22 protein-coding genes are annotated in these 18,489 nt (G+C 73.2%); 4 read left to right on the plus strand and 18 right to left on the minus strand.

From position 1 onward, the window contains the following. The first annotated feature begins 177 nt into the window (after positions 1-177). Positions 178-2,694 (plus strand): hypothetical protein, encoded by a 2,517-nt coding sequence (locus tag BM252_RS11250; protein ID WP_139236415.1) that lies wholly within the window; start codon positions 178-180, stop codon positions 2,692-2,694. A gap of 46 nt (positions 2,695-2,740) precedes the next feature. Here BM252_RS11250 and sctV read toward each other — a convergent pair whose 3' ends face one another. The 5 genes from sctV to BM252_RS11275 are packed head-to-tail and all read right to left on the minus strand — an operon-like array spanning position 2,741 to position 7,235. Next, positions 2,741-4,834: a type III secretion system export apparatus subunit SctV gene (sctV, locus tag BM252_RS11255; protein ID WP_093387523.1), complete on the minus strand. Its 2,094-nt coding sequence runs from the start codon at positions 4,832-4,834 to the stop codon at positions 2,741-2,743. Beyond that, positions 4,828-5,175 carry a hypothetical protein gene (locus BM252_RS11260; protein ID WP_139236416.1) on the minus strand — a complete coding sequence of 116 codons (348 nt, stop codon included), beginning with the start codon at positions 5,173-5,175 and terminating at the stop codon, positions 4,828-4,830. Before BM252_RS11260 ends, sctV begins: the two co-directional genes overlap by 7 nt. Continuing rightward, complete coding sequence (locus BM252_RS11265; RefSeq protein WP_093387526.1) at positions 5,172-5,609, minus strand: hypothetical protein; 438 nt, start codon at positions 5,607-5,609, stop codon at positions 5,172-5,174. Before BM252_RS11265 ends, BM252_RS11260 begins: the two co-directional genes overlap by 4 nt. Then, positions 5,606-5,941, minus strand: a complete 336-nt coding sequence (locus BM252_RS11270; protein WP_093387527.1) for a hypothetical protein — start codon at positions 5,939-5,941, stop codon at positions 5,606-5,608. The genes BM252_RS11265 and BM252_RS11270 overlap by 4 nt, the downstream gene beginning before the upstream one ends. Before the next feature lie 22 nt (positions 5,942-5,963). Further along, entirely contained in the window at positions 5,964-7,235 is a 1,272-nt protein-coding gene (locus tag BM252_RS11275) for a hypothetical protein (RefSeq protein ID WP_093387529.1), read from the minus strand. Between the two features lie 120 nt (positions 7,236-7,355). On the opposite strand from BM252_RS11275, the gene BM252_RS11280 reads away from it, so the two are divergent. After that, positions 7,356-9,611, plus strand: coding sequence for a hypothetical protein (locus BM252_RS11280; protein WP_139236418.1), 2,256 nt, complete (start codon positions 7,356-7,358; stop codon positions 9,609-9,611). 168 nt (positions 9,612-9,779) lie between these two features. On the opposite strand, the gene BM252_RS31980 is transcribed toward BM252_RS11280, so the two are convergent. From BM252_RS31980 to BM252_RS11320, 9 genes are all read right to left on the minus strand, one after another. Continuing rightward, the gene (locus tag BM252_RS31980; protein ID WP_281249347.1) at positions 9,780-9,902 is read right to left on the minus strand and encodes a hypothetical protein; all 123 of its coding nucleotides are present in this window, start codon (positions 9,900-9,902) and stop codon (positions 9,780-9,782) included. 103 nt (positions 9,903-10,005) lie between these two features. Continuing rightward, complete coding sequence (gene sctC, locus BM252_RS11285) at positions 10,006-11,970, minus strand: type III secretion system outer membrane ring subunit SctC (RefSeq protein ID WP_093387532.1); 1,965 nt, start codon at positions 11,968-11,970, stop codon at positions 10,006-10,008. Further along, positions 11,967-12,377, minus strand: a complete 411-nt coding sequence (locus BM252_RS11290) for a hypothetical protein (RefSeq protein ID WP_093387533.1) — start codon at positions 12,375-12,377, stop codon at positions 11,967-11,969. The genes sctC and BM252_RS11290 overlap by 4 nt, the downstream gene beginning before the upstream one ends. A gap of 3 nt (positions 12,378-12,380) precedes the next feature. Continuing rightward, a complete protein-coding gene (locus tag BM252_RS11295) occupies positions 12,381-12,605 on the minus strand; it encodes a hypothetical protein (protein ID WP_093387535.1) in 225 nt (74 codons plus the stop codon). Between the two features lie 94 nt (positions 12,606-12,699). Continuing rightward, on the minus strand, positions 12,700-13,254 hold the full coding sequence (locus BM252_RS11300; protein ID WP_093387536.1) for a hypothetical protein: 555 nt from the start codon (positions 13,252-13,254) through the stop codon (positions 12,700-12,702). A 40-nt stretch (positions 13,255-13,294) separates the two neighbouring features. Then, on the minus strand, positions 13,295-13,915 hold the full coding sequence (locus BM252_RS11305; RefSeq protein ID WP_093387538.1) for a FliH/SctL family protein: 621 nt from the start codon (positions 13,913-13,915) through the stop codon (positions 13,295-13,297). Positions 13,916-13,940: 25 nt separating this feature from the next. After that, positions 13,941-14,555 (minus strand): hypothetical protein, encoded by a 615-nt coding sequence (locus tag BM252_RS30970; RefSeq protein WP_174900496.1) that lies wholly within the window; start codon positions 14,553-14,555, stop codon positions 13,941-13,943. Further along, a complete protein-coding gene (gene sctJ / locus BM252_RS11315; protein WP_245774199.1) occupies positions 14,552-15,460 on the minus strand; it encodes a type III secretion system inner membrane ring lipoprotein SctJ in 909 nt (302 codons plus the stop codon). Before sctJ ends, BM252_RS30970 begins: the two co-directional genes overlap by 4 nt. Before the next feature lie 3 nt (positions 15,461-15,463). Next, positions 15,464-15,880, minus strand: a complete 417-nt coding sequence (locus tag BM252_RS11320) for an EscI/YscI/HrpB family type III secretion system inner rod protein (protein WP_093387541.1) — start codon at positions 15,878-15,880, stop codon at positions 15,464-15,466. Between the two features lie 157 nt (positions 15,881-16,037). Between BM252_RS11320 and BM252_RS11325 the strand changes: the two genes are divergently transcribed. Continuing rightward, positions 16,038-16,244, plus strand: a complete 207-nt coding sequence (locus tag BM252_RS11325; RefSeq protein ID WP_093387542.1) for a hypothetical protein — start codon at positions 16,038-16,040, stop codon at positions 16,242-16,244. Positions 16,245-16,387: 143 nt separating this feature from the next. Here the strand turns inward: BM252_RS11325 and BM252_RS30975 are convergent, their stop codons facing one another. The 3 genes from BM252_RS30975 to BM252_RS30980 form a co-directional block, all read right to left on the minus strand. Beyond that, entirely contained in the window at positions 16,388-16,537 is a 150-nt protein-coding gene (locus BM252_RS30975) for a hypothetical protein (RefSeq protein WP_174900497.1), read from the minus strand. 69 nt (positions 16,538-16,606) lie between these two features. Further along, complete coding sequence (locus tag BM252_RS11330) at positions 16,607-16,819, minus strand: hypothetical protein (RefSeq protein ID WP_093387544.1); 213 nt, start codon at positions 16,817-16,819, stop codon at positions 16,607-16,609. 129 nt (positions 16,820-16,948) lie between these two features. Beyond that, positions 16,949-17,104: a hypothetical protein gene (locus BM252_RS30980; protein ID WP_174900498.1), complete on the minus strand. Its 156-nt coding sequence runs from the start codon at positions 17,102-17,104 to the stop codon at positions 16,949-16,951. A gap of 325 nt (positions 17,105-17,429) precedes the next feature. Here BM252_RS30980 and BM252_RS11335 point away from each other — a divergent pair, with 325 nt between their 5' ends. Next, positions 17,430-17,852 carry a hypothetical protein gene (locus BM252_RS11335; RefSeq protein WP_139236422.1) on the plus strand — a complete coding sequence of 141 codons (423 nt, stop codon included), beginning with the start codon at positions 17,430-17,432 and terminating at the stop codon, positions 17,850-17,852. A 22-nt stretch (positions 17,853-17,874) separates the two neighbouring features. On the opposite strand, the gene BM252_RS11340 is transcribed toward BM252_RS11335, so the two are convergent. Next, positions 17,875-18,429 carry an RNA polymerase sigma factor gene (locus BM252_RS11340; RefSeq protein WP_245774200.1) on the minus strand — a complete coding sequence of 185 codons (555 nt, stop codon included), beginning with the start codon at positions 18,427-18,429 and terminating at the stop codon, positions 17,875-17,877. Positions 18,430-18,489: the final 60 nt, after the last annotated feature.

Below are 18,489 nucleotides of genomic sequence, written 5' to 3' on the forward strand. Positions count from 1 at the left end.
TATGCTGGTGAGTCGCGCCCGCCGCCGCTTGGTTCCCTGCCCCGGGCCGCCGTCGACGCGCGCAAAACTCGGCGTGGCGCGGGCGAACCGGCACGCCGCCAAAGCCACTCATTGGCGGGCGCGGCACGCCTCCCGGCGCTCTCGCCCTCCCTTCCCCACCACCAGGAGACACCCGGCATGGTCATCACCACACAAGGGTACGGCAGCGCCGTCTTGCCAAGCAACGCAGGCGGCGCCGCGGCGCCCGCCACACCGCTGCCGCCAGCGGCGGCGGCAACGCCGACGACGACGGCGGCAACGCCGGCGACGGCGCAGCCCCACCCCGCCCGCAACACGGCGGGGCAGATCCAAACCATGGTCAGCAACGCCGCCCGCCCGCCCCTCGGCGTGCCGCTGCACCTGCAACGCATGCCGACCGAATGCATGATGCAGTGGATGGCGACCCTGGACGACGACATCCGCGCCGCCAACGCCCTGGCCGGCCGGACACCGGTCCAACAAGCCGGCATGAACACGCTCACCGCGCTGCTGCCGGCCGCCAAGGAAAAGTGGCTCCGGCACGAACTGAGCTTCGCCGACAGCCGCGCCTACTTCAGCCAGGTCGCCGCCAGCTGCGAGCAGGCCGGGCTGCACCGGCTGCGCGACCTGGCGAAACACCTGCACAGCCAGCTGCCCGGCGTCGAGCACGACAACTTCAACCGCGACCGCGCCGAGCTGCCCCACAAAACCCGCCTGCACGACAACGTCTACGGCCGCCGCTACGACAGCGCCTTCACCGCCGCCCTGGTGGCCAATCCGCCGCAGCGGATGAAGGACGGCATGGCGGTGGTCGGCAACGCCATCGCCCACCGCTACCTGATGCCGTGGCTGACGCCGGCGGACCGGCAGATCCACGGTGCCACCATCGCCAGGCACGTCGCCGACCTGCACCAGGCCCTGAACGACGACCCGCGCAGCTGGGGACTGAAATCGCCTCTGCTGCAGAGCTTCCTCGGCGCGACCGATCCGGCCGCCAAGCACCACGCGCTCGACGCCTTCCTGCGCTCGGCCAAGGACAACGGCATCGACTGCCTGGCGATCCCCTATGTGGCGGTCAAGCTGCTGATCAAGGATCCGTGGCCGACGCCGGCCTGGCGGCAGAAGGCCGACCAGAACTACATGGGCGTGATCGGCGGCCAGGTCAACCGGCAGGACAAGCAGGGCGACTTCCTGAACGCGCTGGCGCGCGCGCAACACACCGACTATGCCACGCTGCAGGCGCGACTGGGCCAGGCCACGGCCACGGCGCTGGACGCCCACCGCAACGATCCACCGGCGATGCGGGCGCAGCGTCAGCAGGCCGCCCTGCTGCGCCCGCAAACCGAAACGGCGGTCAGGGCCCAGCACGAGGCGCCGTGCCGCGCCCACACCCAGAGCACAAGGCCGGGCCGGCCGCAGGCCGCCGTCGAGGCCGAGGTGCAAGCGTGGCTGGCCGGCGAGGTGGACCGGCAGGTGCAGTGGCAGATGGCCGCGCCAATGCGCACGCGGCTGGAGGCCACGCTGCGCACCGAGTTGCAGGCCGAGTTGAGGCTGCAGTTGCCGGCGCGGCTGGACGCGCAGTTGGCGGCCCACGTCGAGGGCCTGCGCAAGGCACAGGCGGCGCCGACGCCGGCGGCGACCCTGCGCCCGCCTTTGGAGGCGAAGCTGGTGGAGCGCCTGCGCAGCCAGCTGCTCGCCGCCGCGGGCACGCCCCATACGGCGCAGACCCTGGCGCCGATGAACCGCGCGCAACTGCAGGACTTGCTGGCGACGCAGATCGCCGAGGCGGCGGCCGGCCCGCTGCTCGGCATGCAGCCGCCGGGCGTGCTCGCCAGTTGCGCCCATTGCCCGGCCCTGGCCAGGAGCGTGCTCGACCACGGCCAACTGGAGATCGCGCGCACGCTCAACGCTTGGAGCTTCGCCCACGCCGAGGTGCGCACCAGGGAGACGGTGGAGACCCATGCGGAAATCGGCACCATGATGCGCCACCAGGGGGCGATGCCGGCGCCGCCGCAGGCGGGCAACGATCCGCTGCAGGCCGCCATCCTGCCCGGACGCCGCAACCGCATCGACTTCGACCAAGTGGAAGGCCAGCGCGACCACCTCGGCAACGTGATCCCCGGGCCGCTCGACCAGCGCCTGCCGGCGGCCGTGCAACAGGCGCTCAGCCATGGCCTGCCCTGGGTCGGCGGCGTCTCCGGCACCACCAACCTGATGCTGCACCTGAGCGCCGACCTGCACGGCACGCCCGGCGACAACGGCGCGCCCCAGTTGTTCGAGCAAAAGGACGTGCTGCTCGCCACCATGATGTTCGTCAACTACGACGGCGGCCACTCGCTGCACTCCTCGATGTGGGTCGGCAACCAGCTCGACGCCGCCCCGCTGGCGGCGCAGCCGCCGCCGGCCGAGCCGCAGCAGGGCCCCGGCCTCGGCCTGGGCCTGGACCTGGACCCGGCGCGCGGCCCGGCGCTGGCCGCCTCGGTCGCGGCCGCGCCCAGCCGCGACGCGGCCCTGGCGCTGGCCGCCCGCTCGGCCGAGGAGTTCGTCTCCGACTACAGCCAGCTGATGGTCGGCCAGGCCGGCGACGAGGTGCGCCAGGCCGCCGAGCAGGCCTTCACCGAGACGATGCAGCACTTCCGCGAACGCAGCCGCTACGCCAGCCGGCCGGCGCCCTGACGCGGCAAGGCCCGCGCCGGCCGGCGCCGGCGGGCGCGGGCCGGCGTCACAGCTCGATCATCCCCACCGGCTGCACGCGGGCGTGCTGGGTCAGCTCGGAGAAGGCGAACACCGGCACCGAGAAGAACTCCTCCTCGATCAGCTTGCGCACCGAGCGGCGGATGTCGGCCGCCGTCACCAGCACCGGCGGCGCGGCCGGCGTGCCGCCGGTGCCGGCCAGCTCGCCGAGGCGGTCGAGGATGGCCTGCTCGACCTCCGGGTCGAGCTCCAGGTAGGTGCCCTGGCTGGTCTGGCGCATGGCGCCGCGCAGCTGGTCCTCCAGCTCGGGCGACAGCAGCACCACCTCGATCAGGCCGTCGCGCGCCACCTCGTGGCACAGCTGGCGCTTCAGCGCCAGGCGCACGTAGTCGGCCACCACGTCCGGGTCGCGCTCCTTCTGCGACCACTCCAGCGTGGTCTCCAGCACCAGCCGGGCGTTGCGCAGCGAGACGCCCTCGCGCGCCAGGCGCTGCACCACCTCGGTCAGGCGCGGCAGCGTGACCGACTTGGCGATCTCCTTGCCCAGCTCGGGGAAGCGGCGCTCGGCCCAGCGGGTGAAGCGCTGCACCTCGTGCACGCCGACGAACATCTGGCAGTTGCGCAGCATCTCGACCTCGATGTCGCTGGCCAGCACCGCCTCCCATTTCAGGTAGCGCACGCCGGCCGCCTTGAGCTGCTCCTCGTCGTCCAGGCGCACCCAGACGCGGCGCCGGCGCGTGCCGCTGACCACGTCGTCGACGGCGCTGAAGCCGAGCTCGCGCATGCGCTCGGCCGTCTCCGAGGTGGCCGCCCAGCCGGAGCGGATCTCGACGTCGACCAGCGGCACCTCGGCCATCAGGAAGTGCACCCGGCCGCTGGGGATCGAGGCGTGGTGCTGGAACTCGATGTTCTGCACGTCGGGGATGCCGCGGTGCTCGAGCACGCCGTTGCGCATGATGCGCACGGCGCCGTTGATCGCCTCGGCGGCGGCGGCACCGGCCAGCGCCGCCGGCATGCGCACGATGAACGGCTTGGTGGCGGCGAAGGCGGTCAGGTCGACGATCTTGGCGTTGCGCTTGTCCTCGTCCTCGCTCTGGCGCTGCAGCTCGGCCTCGGCCAGCGGCTTGAGCAGGCCCAGCGCGCCGCCCAGCGCCAGGCCGGCCGCCAGCGTGCCGAACACCAGCAGCGGCATGCCGGGGATGGCGCCGAACAGCAGCATGATGAAGGCCGCCGTCAGCAGCGCCTTGGGCTCGGCGAACAGCTCGGCGACGATGGTCTGGCCGATGTTGGGCGCCGCCTCGCCCTCCTCCGGCTCGTCGCCGGCGATGCGGGTGGTGATCATGCCGGCCGCCAGCGAGATCAGCAGCGCCGGGATCTGCGCGATCAGCGCGTCGCCGATGGTCAGGATGGAGTACAGCTGCATCGCGTCGGCCGCCGTCATGCCGCGCTGGATCACGCCGATCGAGATGCCGCCGATCAGGTTGACGGCGACGATGCACAGGCCGGCGATGGCGTCGCCCTTGACGAACTTCATGGCGCCGTCCATGGCGCCGTGCAGCTGGCTCTCCTTGCCCAGCTCGGTGCGCTTGCGGCGCGCCTCGTCGCCGCTCAGCAGGCCGGCGCGCAGGTCGCTGTCGATCGACATCTGTTTGCCCGGCATGGCGTCGAGCGAGAAGCGGGCGGCCACCTCGGAGACCCGTTCCGAGCCCTTGGTGATGACGATGAACTGCACCACCGTCAGGATCAGGAACACCACCAGGCCGACCACCAGGTTGCCGCCGACGACGAAGTTGCCGAAGGTCTCGACGATGTGGCCGGCGAAGCCCTCGAGCAGGATCAGCCGCGTGGTGGCGACCTCGATGGCGAGGCGGAACAGCGTGGTCAGCAGCAGCACGGCGGGGAAGGTGGTGAAGGCGGTCGGGCCGGGCATGTACATCGACACCACCACCATCAGGCCGGCGGCGCACAGGTTGATGGCGATCAGGATGTCGAGCAGCCAGACCGGCATCGGCAGCACCAGCATCAGCACGATGGCGATGACGACGCCGGCGGCGAACAGCTCGGCGCGGCGGGCCACGCGCGCCGCCAGCCGGTTCAGGCGCAGCACCAGGGGCATCAGCATGGCGCGCCCTCGCCGCCGGCCGGGCCGGCGCGGCGGCGCAGCAGCGCGGCCCAGGCGGCCCAGGCGGCGCCGTCGGCGCCGGCGCGCGCCTGCAGCGCCGCCAGCGAGCGCAGCGCCGCGCGCGCCTGCGGCGCCGCCGGCTCGAACAGCTCGATGGCGGCGTAGGCGGCCATCCAGGCCAGCCGCGGCTCGTCCGGCCACAACGCCAGGCAGCCGCGCGCCAGCGCGTCGGCCGCCTGGTACTGGCCGACGCTGAGGTGGCCCCAGACCAGGCCGATGGCCAGCGCCAGCTCGGCGGCGGCGCCGTCGCGCCGGCCGCCGCCGTGGACGCGGCCGCTCATGCCGGCTTGGCGCCGGCGCGCCCGCACGCCAGCTCCGCCTCGCTCAGGCGCATCTGCTGCAGGCGCAGGCGCAGGCGCACCGCCTGCTCGAGCACCACGATGGCCGCCATGCAGTCGCCGCGCCGCGCCGCCGCCAGGCCCAGCGAGTGCTCGACCAGGCGCTTCTGCAGCGCCCGCATGGCCGGCAGCGGGTCGCCGCACCAGGCCGCGCTGGCCACCGTCAGGGCCGGCCCGAGCAGCCGGGTCAGCGCGGCGGCGGCGCCCGGCGTGGCCGCGTCGGCGGCCGCCAGCGAGACGGCCGCCTGCTCCGGCGCCAGCTCGGCGCCGAGCACCTGGCGCGGCGCCAGCTGCGCCGCCAGGTTGTGGATCTCGCCGGCGTCGACGCCGGCGCCCCCCGCCTGGCGCGCGCCCAGGCCCGGGCCGACGGCGCTCATTGCAGCAGCTCCTCGGCCGCCGCCAGTTGCTCGTCCGACAGCGGCGCGGCGGCGCCGTCGAGCGCCGCCGGCGGCAGCCGGCGCAGCAGGTAGCAGCCGCCGTCGACGAACTGGGCCGGCAGCCAGTCGCCCAGGCGCGCCATGTCGCGCGCGCGCCGGCGCAGCAGCTCCTCGGCGCGCGGCCGGCCGGCCCGGCCGCCGCCCAGGCCGACGATGGCGCCGCCGGCCGGCAGCGGATAGACCAGCAGTTCCATGCCGTTGTCCAGCGTCTGGCTGGCCACGCCGCCCTCGCGCCGCGCGCTGCCGGCCAGTTGTCTCAACAAGTCTTCCATGTTCGCTCCCGGTGGTGGTGGTTCATTCTTCGCGGCCCCGCTCGAACTGGCTGCGCCAGGCCCGCTCGCGCCGCTCGACGCTGGTCTCCATCAGCGGCATGCCCTTGTGGGTGCTGCTGACCTGCCTGCCCAGCTCGTCGAGCAGCTCGACGCGCTGGGCCATCTTGTCGAGCGGCCACAGCGTGGTCGGCAGCGTGCGCACCGCCTGCAGCACCTGGGTGTAGACGCGGTCGCGGGTGGCGGCGTCGGCGTGGCGCAGGTCGTGGATCTGCGCCACCACGCCGAGCGCCTTGGGGCGGCCCGCCTCGACCAGCGTCAACAGCGACTGCGTCATCGCCGCCGGGCTGGCCTTGGGCAGCACGCGCGCCTTGGCCACCAGGTCGCGGCGCAGCTCGACGGCGACGCGGAAGGTCGACTTGACCAGGCCGAAGGCGCCGGCGTCGGACATGCACAGCCACAGCCGCGGCGTCATGCCCTTGCTCTGCTCGGCGCGCAGCTCGGCCGACATCTTGGTGTGCAGGCCGGACAGGCCGCTGCTGAAGTTGGCCGCGCCGAAGCGCTGGAACAGCGCCTTCGACATCGCCAGCGGCGTCAGCGGCGAGTCGAAGGCGCCCTTGCCCTTGGCGCCGTACAGGAAGCGCAGCTCGCGCAGCGAGGCCGGCCGCGCCTCGCTGCCGCCGGCCATGCGCTGCATCGCCGCCGCCAGCTCCTCGCTGTCCTCCAGGCCGTGGCGGATCTCGTCGCGGTGCTGCTCCATCAACTCGCCCAGCATGCCGCCCAGCTCGTCCTTGAGGCGGCGCTGGACGGCCGCCGGCAGCTGCTGCTGGTCGAGCTCGCACAGCGCGTTGTGCAGCAGCGCGTAGTGCTGCAGCGAGTCGTAGCTGGCCGCCAGCTCCTCGCTCAGCTTGCCCCGTCCGCCGTCGCGCAGCGCCGTCAGCGTGGCCAGCGCCGCCGTCCGCACCGGCTCGTCGTCCTCGTCCGGGTTCAGGTTGATGCGGGTCAGCTGCGTGCGCTGGGCGCCGCGCGGGCGCTGCTGCACGCCGGCCAGGCGCTGCTTCAGGTCGCGCCGCTTGGGCTGCGGCTGGCCGACGCCGGCCAGCTCGTCGAACACGGCGCTGGCGACCACGCGGCCGGCCTCGCCCGGCTCGGCGCGCGGCCGCGCCGGCGCCGCGCCGGGCGCGCCGGGCGCGGCGCCGGCACCCGGCCGCGGCGCCGCCTGGGCCGGCGCGGCCGGATGGTTGTCGTGCGGCGCGAAGGCCGCCGTTGGGTTGGGCTGGTAGGCGATCTCTCTCATGTCCGGTGAGTGGCGCCGGCGGCGCCGGCGGTTCCCTGCCGCGACGGAACCATGGCGCCGGCGCCGGCACTCAATGGAACGCCCGTCCGCGGGCGCCCCGCAGACCAACCAGGAGCATCCATGACATCAGTGAGAACCGTCACCTACACCGCCACCGTCACCGTCGAAGAGGACGAGGGGGCCGGCGGCCCCGATTGCCAGCACCACAAGCAGCGCTGCGCCGACGACGAGGACGGCGACAACGGCCCGCCGCGCCGTGGCGAGCGGCGCCCGCGCGGCGGCGACGACGCGATCGACGACCTGCCGCTGCCGAACCGGGTCAAGCGGGCGCTGCGCGAATGGCTGGGCGAGGAGCGCGGCCAGCACCACAAGAGGGAACGCCTGCCGTCGGCGGCCAGCGCCGGCGCCACCATCCGCGACTTCCAGAAATCGGCGCTGGGCGGCGCCAACCTCAGCTCGAAGCAGATGGACCAGATGGCGCGCACCGGCTACCTGACCAAGAACGACGGCAGCACCGTCGCCGTGCCGGCCGAGGTGCGGCAGGCCGCCAAGCGCTACATGGCCGAGGGCGGCAAGATGTTCAAGCAGCTCGAGTCGGCCAGCGACGGCAAGCACGACGGCCAACTCGGCACCGGCGACTACGACAACGCGCTGAAGGACGGCACGCTGGCGCCGCGCGACCGGCGCAGCGAGGTGGTCGGCTCCTGCCACGAATACGCGCTGCCCCCGGCGGGCAGGGCGGCCGAGACCATCAACCGCTTCCAGCACGACAAGCTGGGCGGCGCCATGCTGAGCTCGGAGCAGATGGACCAGATGGCCCGCACCGGCTACCTGAAGAAGGACGGCGGCGCCACCATCGCCGTGCCGCCCGAGGTGCAGGACGCCGCCAAGCGCTTCATGGCGCACGACGGCCGGCTGTTCAAGTCGGTCGAGTCGGCCAGCAACGGCAAGCACGACGGCATGCTGGGCACCGGCGACTACTACCAGGCGCTCAAGCACGGCAAGCTGTCGCAGCACGGCGGGCGCTGCGACGGCGGCGTCGGCCGCGGCGACCAGCTGCTGCCCTCCTCGCCGCACGCGGCGCGCACCATCCACGACTTCCAGGACGAGCAGCTGAAGGGCGCCAACCTGAGCGCCGAACAGATGGACCAGATGGCGCGCACCGGCTACCTGACCAAGAACGACGGCGGCACCGTCGCCGTGCCGGCCGAGGTGCAGGACGCCGCCAAGCGCTTCATGGCGCACGACGGCAAGCTGTTCAAGCAGCTCGAGGCGGCCAGCGACGGCCGGCACGACGGCCAGCTCGGCACCGGCGACTACGACAACGCGCTGAAGGACGGCATGCTGTCGCGCCACCGCCACGAGCCCGACGTGGTGCTGCACCACGGCGAGTACCAGCTGCCCTCGGGCGGCGCCGCCGCCCACACCATCCGCGACTTCCAGCAGGAGGAGCTGAAGGGCGCCAACCTGAGCGTCGAGCAGATGGACCAGATGGCGCGCACCGGCTACCTGAAGAAGAACGACGGCAGCACCGTCACCGTGCCGGCCGAGGTGCAGGCGGCGGCGCAGCGCATGATGGCCGACGGCGGCGCGCTGTTCAAGCAGCTCGAGGCGGCCACCGACGGCCAGCACGACGGCCAGCTCGGCACCGGCGACTACGACCACGCGCTGAAGGACGGCATGCTGTCGGCCAAGGGCGGCGACGCGGAGACGTTCTGCCGGCCGCGCGACTACCGGCTGCCGAGCGCCGCCAACGCGGCCCACGCGGTGCGCGACTTCCAGAACCAGCAGGGCGTCGCCCTGATGAGCAGCGAGCAGATGGACCAGATGGCGCGCACCGGCTACCTGACCAAGGACGACGGCAGCACCGTCGCCGTGCCGCCCGAGATGCAGGCCGCCGCCCAGCGCATGATGGCCGACGACGCCGCCCTGTTCAAGCAGCTCGAATCGGCCAGCGACGGCAAGCACGACGGCCGGCTCGGCACCGGCGACTACGACAACGCGCTGAAGGACGGCATGCTGTCGGCGCCGAGCGAGGAGAGCGAGGGCTACCAGCGGCCGGACGAGGACCACCTGCCGGGCCGCTCGCGCTCGGCCCTGGCGATCAGCGAGTTCCAGGACCGGACGCTGGGCGGCGCCATGCTCAGCAGCGAGCAGATGGACCAGATGGCGCGCACCGGCTACCTGACCAAGGACGGCGGCGGCACCATCGCCGTGCCGCCCGAGGTGCAGGACGCGGCGCGCCGCTACATGGCCAACGGCGCCGAGCTGTTCAAGGAGATCGAGGCCTCGCAGACGGGCAGCCACGACGGCCTGCTGGCGATCAGCGACTACCGCCAGGCGCTCAAGGACGGCACGGTGTACGAGCTCTCCTAGGCGTCGCGGCGGCGCCGCCGCCCGATCCGGCCCGGCCCGCGCCCGGCCGGATTTTTTTCGTCCGCCGGCGCCGCGGCGCGACGAAAAAATGCCGGCGGCACCTCGCGGTGCCGCCGGCATTGCCTGCTCAAGCGGGCGACGGGGCCCAGGGCGCTAGGCGCCCCGGGGCTATTTCACGTCGGCGGAGTCGCCCTTCTCCTGCTTTTTCTTCTTGTCGACATGCTCGGCGACGTTGAGGGCGATGTCGACGAGGGGCTTGGCGATGGCGAGCATGGCTGGCACTGGCATCATGGTGTTCTCCTATGGCTGTGGGTGACGCTCGGTAGTGAGCATAGATGAGTCATCGGCGCACGCCGTTTGTTCCAGGCGCCGAAGAATTTCGCCGCGCCGGCCGCTACGCCGCCGGCGGCCACACCGCCCTGGCCCGCTTGCACTTGGCCTTGCGCGGACGCGGCGCCGCCTCCTCCTGCAGCACCACCGACGCCGCGCCGGTGGCCAGCTTGGCGGCGATGGCGGCGGCCTGCTCGCGCTCCTGCGCGCTCGGCTCCGGCGCCGCCTTGGGCTGCTCCTCGGCCGTCTTGCGCGGCGCCTCCCTCTGCGCCTCGCGCTGTGCCTCGCGCTGCTCCTCCAGCGCCACCCGGCGCGCCAGCCTGGCGGCACGCGAGCGCTCCAGCGCCGTCGCCGCGCCGGTGGTGCCGGACAGGCGCGGCGTGATCAGGAACAGCCGCTCGCGGCTGCTGTGCGCCGTCTTCTCGCTGCGGAACAGCTTGCCGAACAGCGGAATGTCGCCCAACAGCGGGGTCTTCTGCGTGCTGCTCGACACCGACTCGGCGTGGTAGCCGCCTATCATCAGCGTGTGCTGCAGGTCGACGATGGCCTGGGTGCTGATCGTCGAGCGCGTGACGTTGCTCTTCAACGCGACGTCGCCCAGCGCGCCGTCCTCGATGTCGACCTCCAGCCGCACCCGCGTGGCGTCGCCCTCGCGCACGATGCGCGGCACCACGCGCAGCATGGTGCCGGCGGTGACGTTGGCCAGGTCGGCGACGCGCTCGCCGACCAGCGGCACGTAGGCGGTCTGGTTCAGGTCCAGCACGGCGGCCACGTTGTCGAGCGTCAGCACGGTCGGCTTCGCCAGCACCCGCGCCTGGCCGTCGCTCTCGAGCGCCTTCAGGCGGGCGTAGAAGCGCGCCGCGTTGCTGATCAACAGGGTGGCGCCGGGGATCGGCAGGTCGATGCCCTTCGAATCGGCGCCGCTGCTGTTGATCGTGCTGACGACGTTGCCGCTGCGCACGCCCCACTCGGCGCCCAGCTCGGACAGCTTGCTGCGCTCGATGTCGACGATCAGCGCCTCGATCTCGATCTGCTGCGGCTCGATGTCGAGCTGGGCGATCAGGTTCTTGTACATCTCGTGCTTGTTGACGCTGTCGTAGATCATGATCGCGTTGAGCGAGGGGTCGGCCTCGATGCGGGCGCGCTCCTCCGCCGGCGCCGCCTGGCCGCGCGCCGGCCGCTCGCGTTCGCGCTCGGCCTCGTCGGCGTCGCCGTCGCGCTGGCCGCGCTCGCGCTGCGCCCGCTCGCCCTGCGCCAGCATGCTGTTGCCCACCTCGTGGGCGCCGCCGCGCCCGCCCTTGTCCAGGCGCGAGCGCTTGACGCTGGCCGCGTCGAAGCGGCCGCGCAGGTCGACCAGCTTCTCGCCCGAGGCGGGGCCGTACAGCAGGTTGTTCAGGATGGTCTTGACGCCGGGGATGGTCTCGGCCTGGCCCCGGCTGGTGATGACGCGGTCGTTGGCGCTGGCGTACTTCAGGCGGAACACCATGATCTGCCGGCCCTTCTGGCGCGCCTTGCCCTCCTCCGGCAGCAGCACGTCGCGCACCAGGTTGACGTAGGCGCGCGGGCCGCTGACGATCACCGTGCCCTCGTCGGGCAGCTCGCCCCAGCCGAAGCGGCTGTCGAACAGGCCCAGGCCGATCAGCGCCTCCTTGGCGTCCTGCACCGCGTCCTCGCCGATCTCCAGCCGCTTCGAGGCGTTCTCGTCGCGCGGCACGACGTACAGCGTGTCGTTGTAGACGAACCAGCGGAAGCGGTACTGCTGCATCATGTGGTCGAGGAAGCCGGCGCCGCTGTCGGCCTTCAGGCGGCCCTTGACGGCCGCCGCGCCGTTGGCGCTGACGGCCACGCGCACGCCGTAGACGCGGCCGAACTCCTCGAGCACCTCGCTCAGCTTCATGCCGTTGGCGTCGATCGAGAAGCCGCTGTCCTTCCAGCCGGCCGGCGTGGCGGCGCCGGCCGGCGCGCCGCACAGCAGCAGCGCCGCCGCCAGCGCGGCCGCCAGGCGGCGCCAGGGCGCCGCGCCGCTCATGGCGCCGCCCCGCTCAGCATCTGGCGCAGGCGCTGCTCGCTGCGCTGCTCCGCGCCCGGCAGCGCCGCCTGGCGCGGCCCCAGCGCGGCGCGCCACATGGCCAGCTGGTCGAGCAGCTGCTCGAGCTGGGCGGCGGCGTCGATCCAGCCGTCGACCCGGGGCAGCCATCGCGTCAGCACCAGGTTGCGGCCGTCGGCCGTGTGCCCCAGCCCGGCGTCGAAATGCAGCGCGCTCTGGAAGCCCAGGCGCAGCGCCTCCTGCAGCTGGGCCGGCGAATAGGCGTGGACCAGGATGGCGCCCAGCTCGGCGCCGTCCTGGCGCGGCGCCAGGTAGACGAACTCGCCGTCGATCTCGACCGGCTCGTCAAGGGGCTGCTCCCGCAGCCATTGCGCGATCTCCTCGTCCATGGCCTATTTGGTCTCCTGCAGCACGGTGCGCAACGGCTTCTCGAGCAGCTTGAGCTGGGCCGACATGACGTCGTGGGTGACCGAGCGCTGGCGCAGCAGGGCGCCGAACTCGGCCGGGTCGGGCTGTTCGCCGGCGCTCTGGCGCCGCGCGAAGTCGGCCATCTGCTCGGCGGTCTCGTCGGAACGGTTGCTCAAGCGGCGTAGCGACTGGATCATTTGACTGGACATCTGGTGTACCCCCGGTGAAGTGGCTGCGGAATGTCCTCATGAGTGGCGCGCGGCGGTGGCCGGTTCGCCCCCCGCCCGGCTATTTTTCGCCGGATCAGATCAGGCTCATGGCCGCCTCCCGCCCCTTTTTCACGAGCTCGAAGAATTCCTTCAGGCCGTCGATGTCCTGCGCCGCTTTGGCGCCCTCCGCCGGCGCGCCGGCGGCCTGCGACGGCACCCCGGCGATCTCCGCCTCGACCCGTTCCAGCAGGCCCTCGAGGAACAGCTTGGTCTGGGTCAGGCTCTCCTTGCCGGCGTCGCCCGCCCGCAGCCGGGCCGCATGGCCGGCGGCGGCGCCCCGCTCGTCCTTCGCCAGGTGCCGGCCGAACTGCTCGCCCAGCAACGAGGCGAGGGTGGCGCCCAACAGCTTCAGGCCCTCGGCCGCCAGCGGCAGCGCGCCGCCGATCTTGCCGGCCAGGCCCTGCGCGGACAACTTCTGCTCGAGCTGGCGGCGCAGTTTGGCGCCGCCCCCCGTCGCGGCCAGCAGTTGGTGGCTGGCCGTGCCGGTGGACACCAGCGCCGCCGCCGCCTCGGCCTTCGGCGCCAGCGCCGGCAGCGCCGTGGCCAGCTTCCCCAGCATGGCCGCCGAGGTCGAAATCGCGTTGAACATGGTTTGCTTCCCTTCTGCGCGTCCGCCGGACGCGCTCGTGTTAGTCCATCGGTTCCCGGCCGTCGACGGCGGGGTCGGCCACGGCGGCGGCGGCGAGGGCAGAGCCGAGCGCGGCCACCGCAGCGCCGAAGTCGGCGCGCCACTCGCCGCTGGCCGCCTCCAGCCGGCACGTGCCGGGCGCCAGCGCCGGGTCGTGGCGCAGCTCCCAGTCCAGCGCCGGCAGCAGCGCGGCGTCGTCCGGATGCACGTACAGCAGCGCCTCGGCCAGCTTGGGCGGCGCCTCCTGCAGCAGCCGCCTGAGCGCAGCCTCGACGCGCTGGCGCGGCGTCGCCTCCAACACCAGGCGCTCGAACAGCGCCCGCGCCAGGTCGACCACCAGCTCCTCGGTGCGCAGCAGCAGCGCCGCCCTGGCCCCCTGCAGCCCTTGCAGCAGCTCGGCGGCGCGCTGCAGCGTGCGCCGCTCGACCGCCTGCTCGGCGGCCAGCGCCGCGCCGCGCGCCTGCCGCGCCACCGCGTCGGCCTCCGCGTGCGCCGCCGCCAGCATGCCCCGCGCCACCAGTTCGGCGTCGGCGCAGCGGGCCAGCGCGGCACCGCGCCACACGCCGTGCCGGCCCGCCAGGTCCGCCGCCGGCGCCAGCGTGGCCACGCAAAAGTCTGTCATCTGATGCCTCCCGTTCGAATCGGTTTCACAGCGGCGCCGCCAGGCGGCCAAGGCACAGGCGCCAGCAGCGCTGGGCGCGCCGCGGCGACGCCTCCGCCGGCTGCCCGGCGGCGGCCGGCAGCAGCGCGTCGACCCGCGCCGCCAGCGCCGCCGGCAGGCCCAGGCGCAGACGCGGCCACAGGCCGGCGAAGCGCGGCTCCAGGCGGCGCGCCAGCTCGACCAGGCCGGCCACCTCGAGCGCGTCGCCGGCCGCGTAGGGCGGCGCGGCGCAGGCCAGCAGCGGCTGGGTCGCGGCCACCCCCAGGCACCATTTGCGCTCGGCCGGGGACAGCTCGCCGAGCATGGCGGCGCGCTGCGCGCGCGCCGCCAGCAGGCCGGCGAACAGGCGCGCGGCGGCGCGCAGCGTGGCGCCGTCGCCGCCCGCCGCCACCTGCCAAGCGGGGTCGAAGGCGGCCGGCAACTCGGCCGCGATGCCGGCCCGGCGGCACCACAGGCGGTAGCCGTCGCGCCGCGCCAGCGGCTCCGCCGCGGGCGCCGGCGCCAGGGCGGCGTGGCGCCACGGCGCGAACCACCAGTCGACGAAGTCGTCGGCCAGCGGCGCGCTCCGGCCGGCCGCGCCGGCGTCGGCGGCGGCCATCAAGGTTGCGCGCCGGCGGCCGGCTCGGCCGGCCCGGCGGCGTCGTCGTCGTCCTCGCCCTCGCCCCGGCCGCGCGGCGCGCGCGCGGCGCCGAAGCGCCGCTCCAGCCAGCCCGCCACGCCGGCGTGGCGCCGCGCCAGCAGCAACAGGCCGAGCGCCAGGCCGAGCAGGCCGAGCGCCAGCAAGGCCAGCAGCGCGGCGCCCAGGCTGCCGGCCGAGTCGGCCATCACGCGGAACGGCCCGACGGTGGTCCATTCCACCGCCGGCGCGCTCAACTCGCTGGCCGTCAGCACCACCGTCACCTTGCGCCGGCCCTCGTCGCCGCCCAGGCCGGGAATGCTGGAGGCGACCATGTTGCGGATGCGCGGCACCACCGTGTCCTCGTCCAGCGGCGCCACGTACTTCACGAACACCGCCGCCGACGACGGCTGGATCGGCTCGCCGGGCGCGATGCGCTCCGGCAGCACCACGTGGACCCGCGCCGCCACCACCCGGTCGAACTGCAGCAGCGTCGACTCCAACTCGGCCGACAGGCCGTGGATGTAGCGCACCCGCTCCTCCAGCGGCGTCGAGATCATGCCCTCCTTCTTGAAGATGGTGCCGAGGTCGGAGCGGGCCCGCCGCGGCAGGCCGGCGGCGCGCATCACGTCGGTGGCGCGGGCGATGTCGCCGTCCTTGACGGCCAACACCACGCCCTCCTTGCTGGCGCGCTTCTGCGCCTCGATGCCGTGCCGGTTCAGCACCGTGACGACCTCGTTGGCGTCGATGTCGTTCAAGCCGCCTTGCAGGTCGACCAGCTTGGAGCAGGCGCACAGCAGGCCGAGCAGGCAGGCCGCCGCCGGCCGCGCCAGGCGCAGGCGGGCCTGGCGCAGCGCGGCGCGCGCGCGCATGGCGAGTGGATGGGCCATGGGCTACTGCAGCTTGGTCAGTTGGTCGAAGGCCTGGGTCGCCTTCGACACGGTCTTGGAGATCGTCTGCACCCGCACCTGGTAGTCGCTCAGCGCCATCATGGCCTTCATCAGTTGCATCGAGTCGCCCGTCTGGCTGGCCTTCTCCAGCATCTTGGAGACGTTCTGCTGCTCCTTGCGGATGTCGCCGGCCAGGCCGCTGGCGCGGCCGGCCAGGCGTTCGCCCAGCGTCGGCTGGCCGGCCGGCGGTGCCGCGCCGAAGACGCCGCCACGCGCCTGCAGCTGGCGCTCCAGCGCGGCGCTGAAGCGGGCGCCGTCGGACGGCTCGGTCGACTGGATCTCCAGCGTCAGGTGCTCGCCGCCGGCGCCGGCGCCACGCGGCGAGGCGGCCGGCGCGGCGGTGGATGGAATTGGGGTCATGGGATCTCCTCTTGCCTGGATTGGACAACGGGTCGTGTCTGCCCATGGGTGGGCCGGGCGCCGCATAAGTTCCCCGCGCCGCGCCGGCACGGGATGGAACCGGGGCCGCCGCCATCGCACTTACACGGTAACTGCCAACCCATTCGAAAGGACGACCATGCAAGCACAAAAAAATCCGCGCCAGCGCCACGCCGGCGGCCGCGCACCACAAGGCGCGGCCCGTCCGGCCGCGTCGGCGCCCGGACGCGGCGCGCCGAACTGGCGCCGCGTTCTGCTCGACGCCACGGCCGGCGCGCAACCGGACGCCGATCTGGCGGCCGGACTGGCGCGGCCGCGCCGGCGCGGCCTGCCGCGCAAGGATTGAGCCCCCGCCTAGGCGCGCCAAGGCGGGGCGCCAAGGCGGGGCGCCAAGGCGGAGCGCGGAAGAACAAAAGGGGGGAATCGAACGGAGGGGGACGGCGCCATGCTTGCCGGGATGGCATGCGACGGCACGCCGCCGCATGCTAACTACAGGGCCGCCTGGGCCACTTCCTCGGCCTTCTTGATCAACTTCGTGAACGCGGTCACGTCGTCGATGTCTTCGCCGGCATCGCTGACGGCGTTCAGGTCGGCCAGGCTGCGCGCCGCCGGTGTTTGCTGCTCTATCGTTTGCGCCATCTTCGCTCCCTGGTCGGACCGGCCGGGCGGGCCGGGGCCGCGCCATGCGCCGCGCGCATGGCGGCGCGCCTACTGTTGATCGTTGACCTGCTTGGCCATGCTGTGGAACACCTTCAACTTGGCCAGCGAGGTGGCCTGCTGCGACACCCACAACTGGAACGCCATGGCGTCGGCCGCGCCCTGCTGGGCCGCCTGGCCCAGCGGGTTGTCGGCGCCCGGATGGGGTGCGCCGGCGCCCTGCGACTGCGCGCCGCCCGGTCGGCTATTGTTCGCGTTAATCATCGTCTCTCCTTGCTGCCATCGAATCCGGCCAGCCGCCGGCGTGGTGGGAAAATCCGCCAGGGGGCGGAGGAGGCGCGCGCGTGGCGCGCCTCCCGCCGTCTCAGCCCGCGCCGCCCTGGCGGCGGCCGCTTAGATCAGCTGCATCGCGTCGTCGCGGCCCTTCTTCTCGAACTTCGCCTTGGTGTTGGCGGCATCGACCTTCTCCGACTGCTTGTTGGTTTCTTCGATGTCGTCGACTGCGGTGTTTGCACCACTTCCTGCTGCGCCAGATACTTTGGTACCCATATCAATCTCCTTGAATGAACAACTGGTTGAACAACTCTTGCGTCGCCTGCGGTGTATTCCAGCGACTGAAGATGAGTGGCCGGCGGCGCGCCAACAGTTCCCGCCATCGGCGCTGCGGCGCCGATTTTTTCGCCGCCGGAGCGCGCCGGCGCGGACGGAACCGGGGCCGCCCGGCGCGCCACTCAGCAAGGTTGCGGCGCCCTAAAACGCTTGCATACCGCTCGACGACGCGTAAAATGGCGCATCCCCACAGCATCCCCACCCGACCGGCGGCCGACACGGCAGCCGGCAACCACAAGGCCCCACTTGCAGCGGAAGATCCAACATGACTGGTGAACTCGATCGCTCCCTGGCGGGCATGCGGCGCTTCCTGCGCGAGATGGTCGACCTGGCCGGCCAGACCGACGAGGCGCACTCGGCGCCCGTGTTGGAGCTGCAGTTCGGTGTCGTCACCACCAGGACCACCGTCACGCTGCGCGACGGCCTGCCCTGCCTGACCGTGCTGGCCACGCTGCCGCGCAGCGCGCAGCTGCCCTACGGCTGCTGGCCGGCGGCGGCCCTGGCCGACGGCGCCGGCGCCACCGAGCTGCTGTGGCAGGCCGACGGCGGCTGCCACGTGATCGTCCGCAGCATACCGGTCGGGCAGATCGCCGACGAGCCGGCCGCGCTCGACGCCATCATGGCGCTGGCCGACCAGGCGGCGGCGTGGTTCGCCGAGGCGGCGGCGGCGAACCGCGCCCCGGACTAGGAGCGGGCGCCGGCCGCCGCCGTCAGACGCACTGCTGGCGCATCGCCGTGCGCACCCGCGAGACGCGCGAACGCACCGTGCCGATCGGAATATCGAGCTGTTCGGCCGCCTGCTCGTAGGTGGCCTCGCCGTCGAGCACGGCGTCGAAGGTGGCGCGGATCGGCGCCGGCAGCTGGTCCAGCAAGGCCTGCACCTTGCCGGCGATCTGGCGCAACTCGTACAGCTTGGCCGGATCGGCGTCGCTGTCGGCGATCTGTTCGAGGAAGTTCTCGTCGACCGGTTCGAGCATGTCGGCGCAGTTGCGCCGCACCTGGTTGCGCGCCAGGTTCAGGGCGATGCCGAACAACCAGGTGGACGGCTTGGACAGGCCGGAGAAGCGTTCGGCGCAGCGCGCCGCCTCGACGAAGGTGTTCTGCACCACGTCGGCCGCGTCCTCGGCGTTGCGCACGTAGCGCTGCACGAAGCGCAGCAGGTGCAGGCGGTGCTTGCGGTACAACTGGTCCAGGTCGAGCGGCGTGGCGGCGGGCGCCGAATCCTGTGCTGCGCTTTGGTTCACTGCGGTGGCGGTATGCGTCATATCCATCTCCCTGTTGCTGCGTTGGACCTCCAAGTGGCCAATCGGCGCCGAAGCGCGCTG

Source organism: Rugamonas rubra, assembly GCF_900114705.1.
Classification (GTDB): domain Bacteria; phylum Pseudomonadota; class Gammaproteobacteria; order Burkholderiales; family Burkholderiaceae_D; genus Rugamonas; species Rugamonas rubra.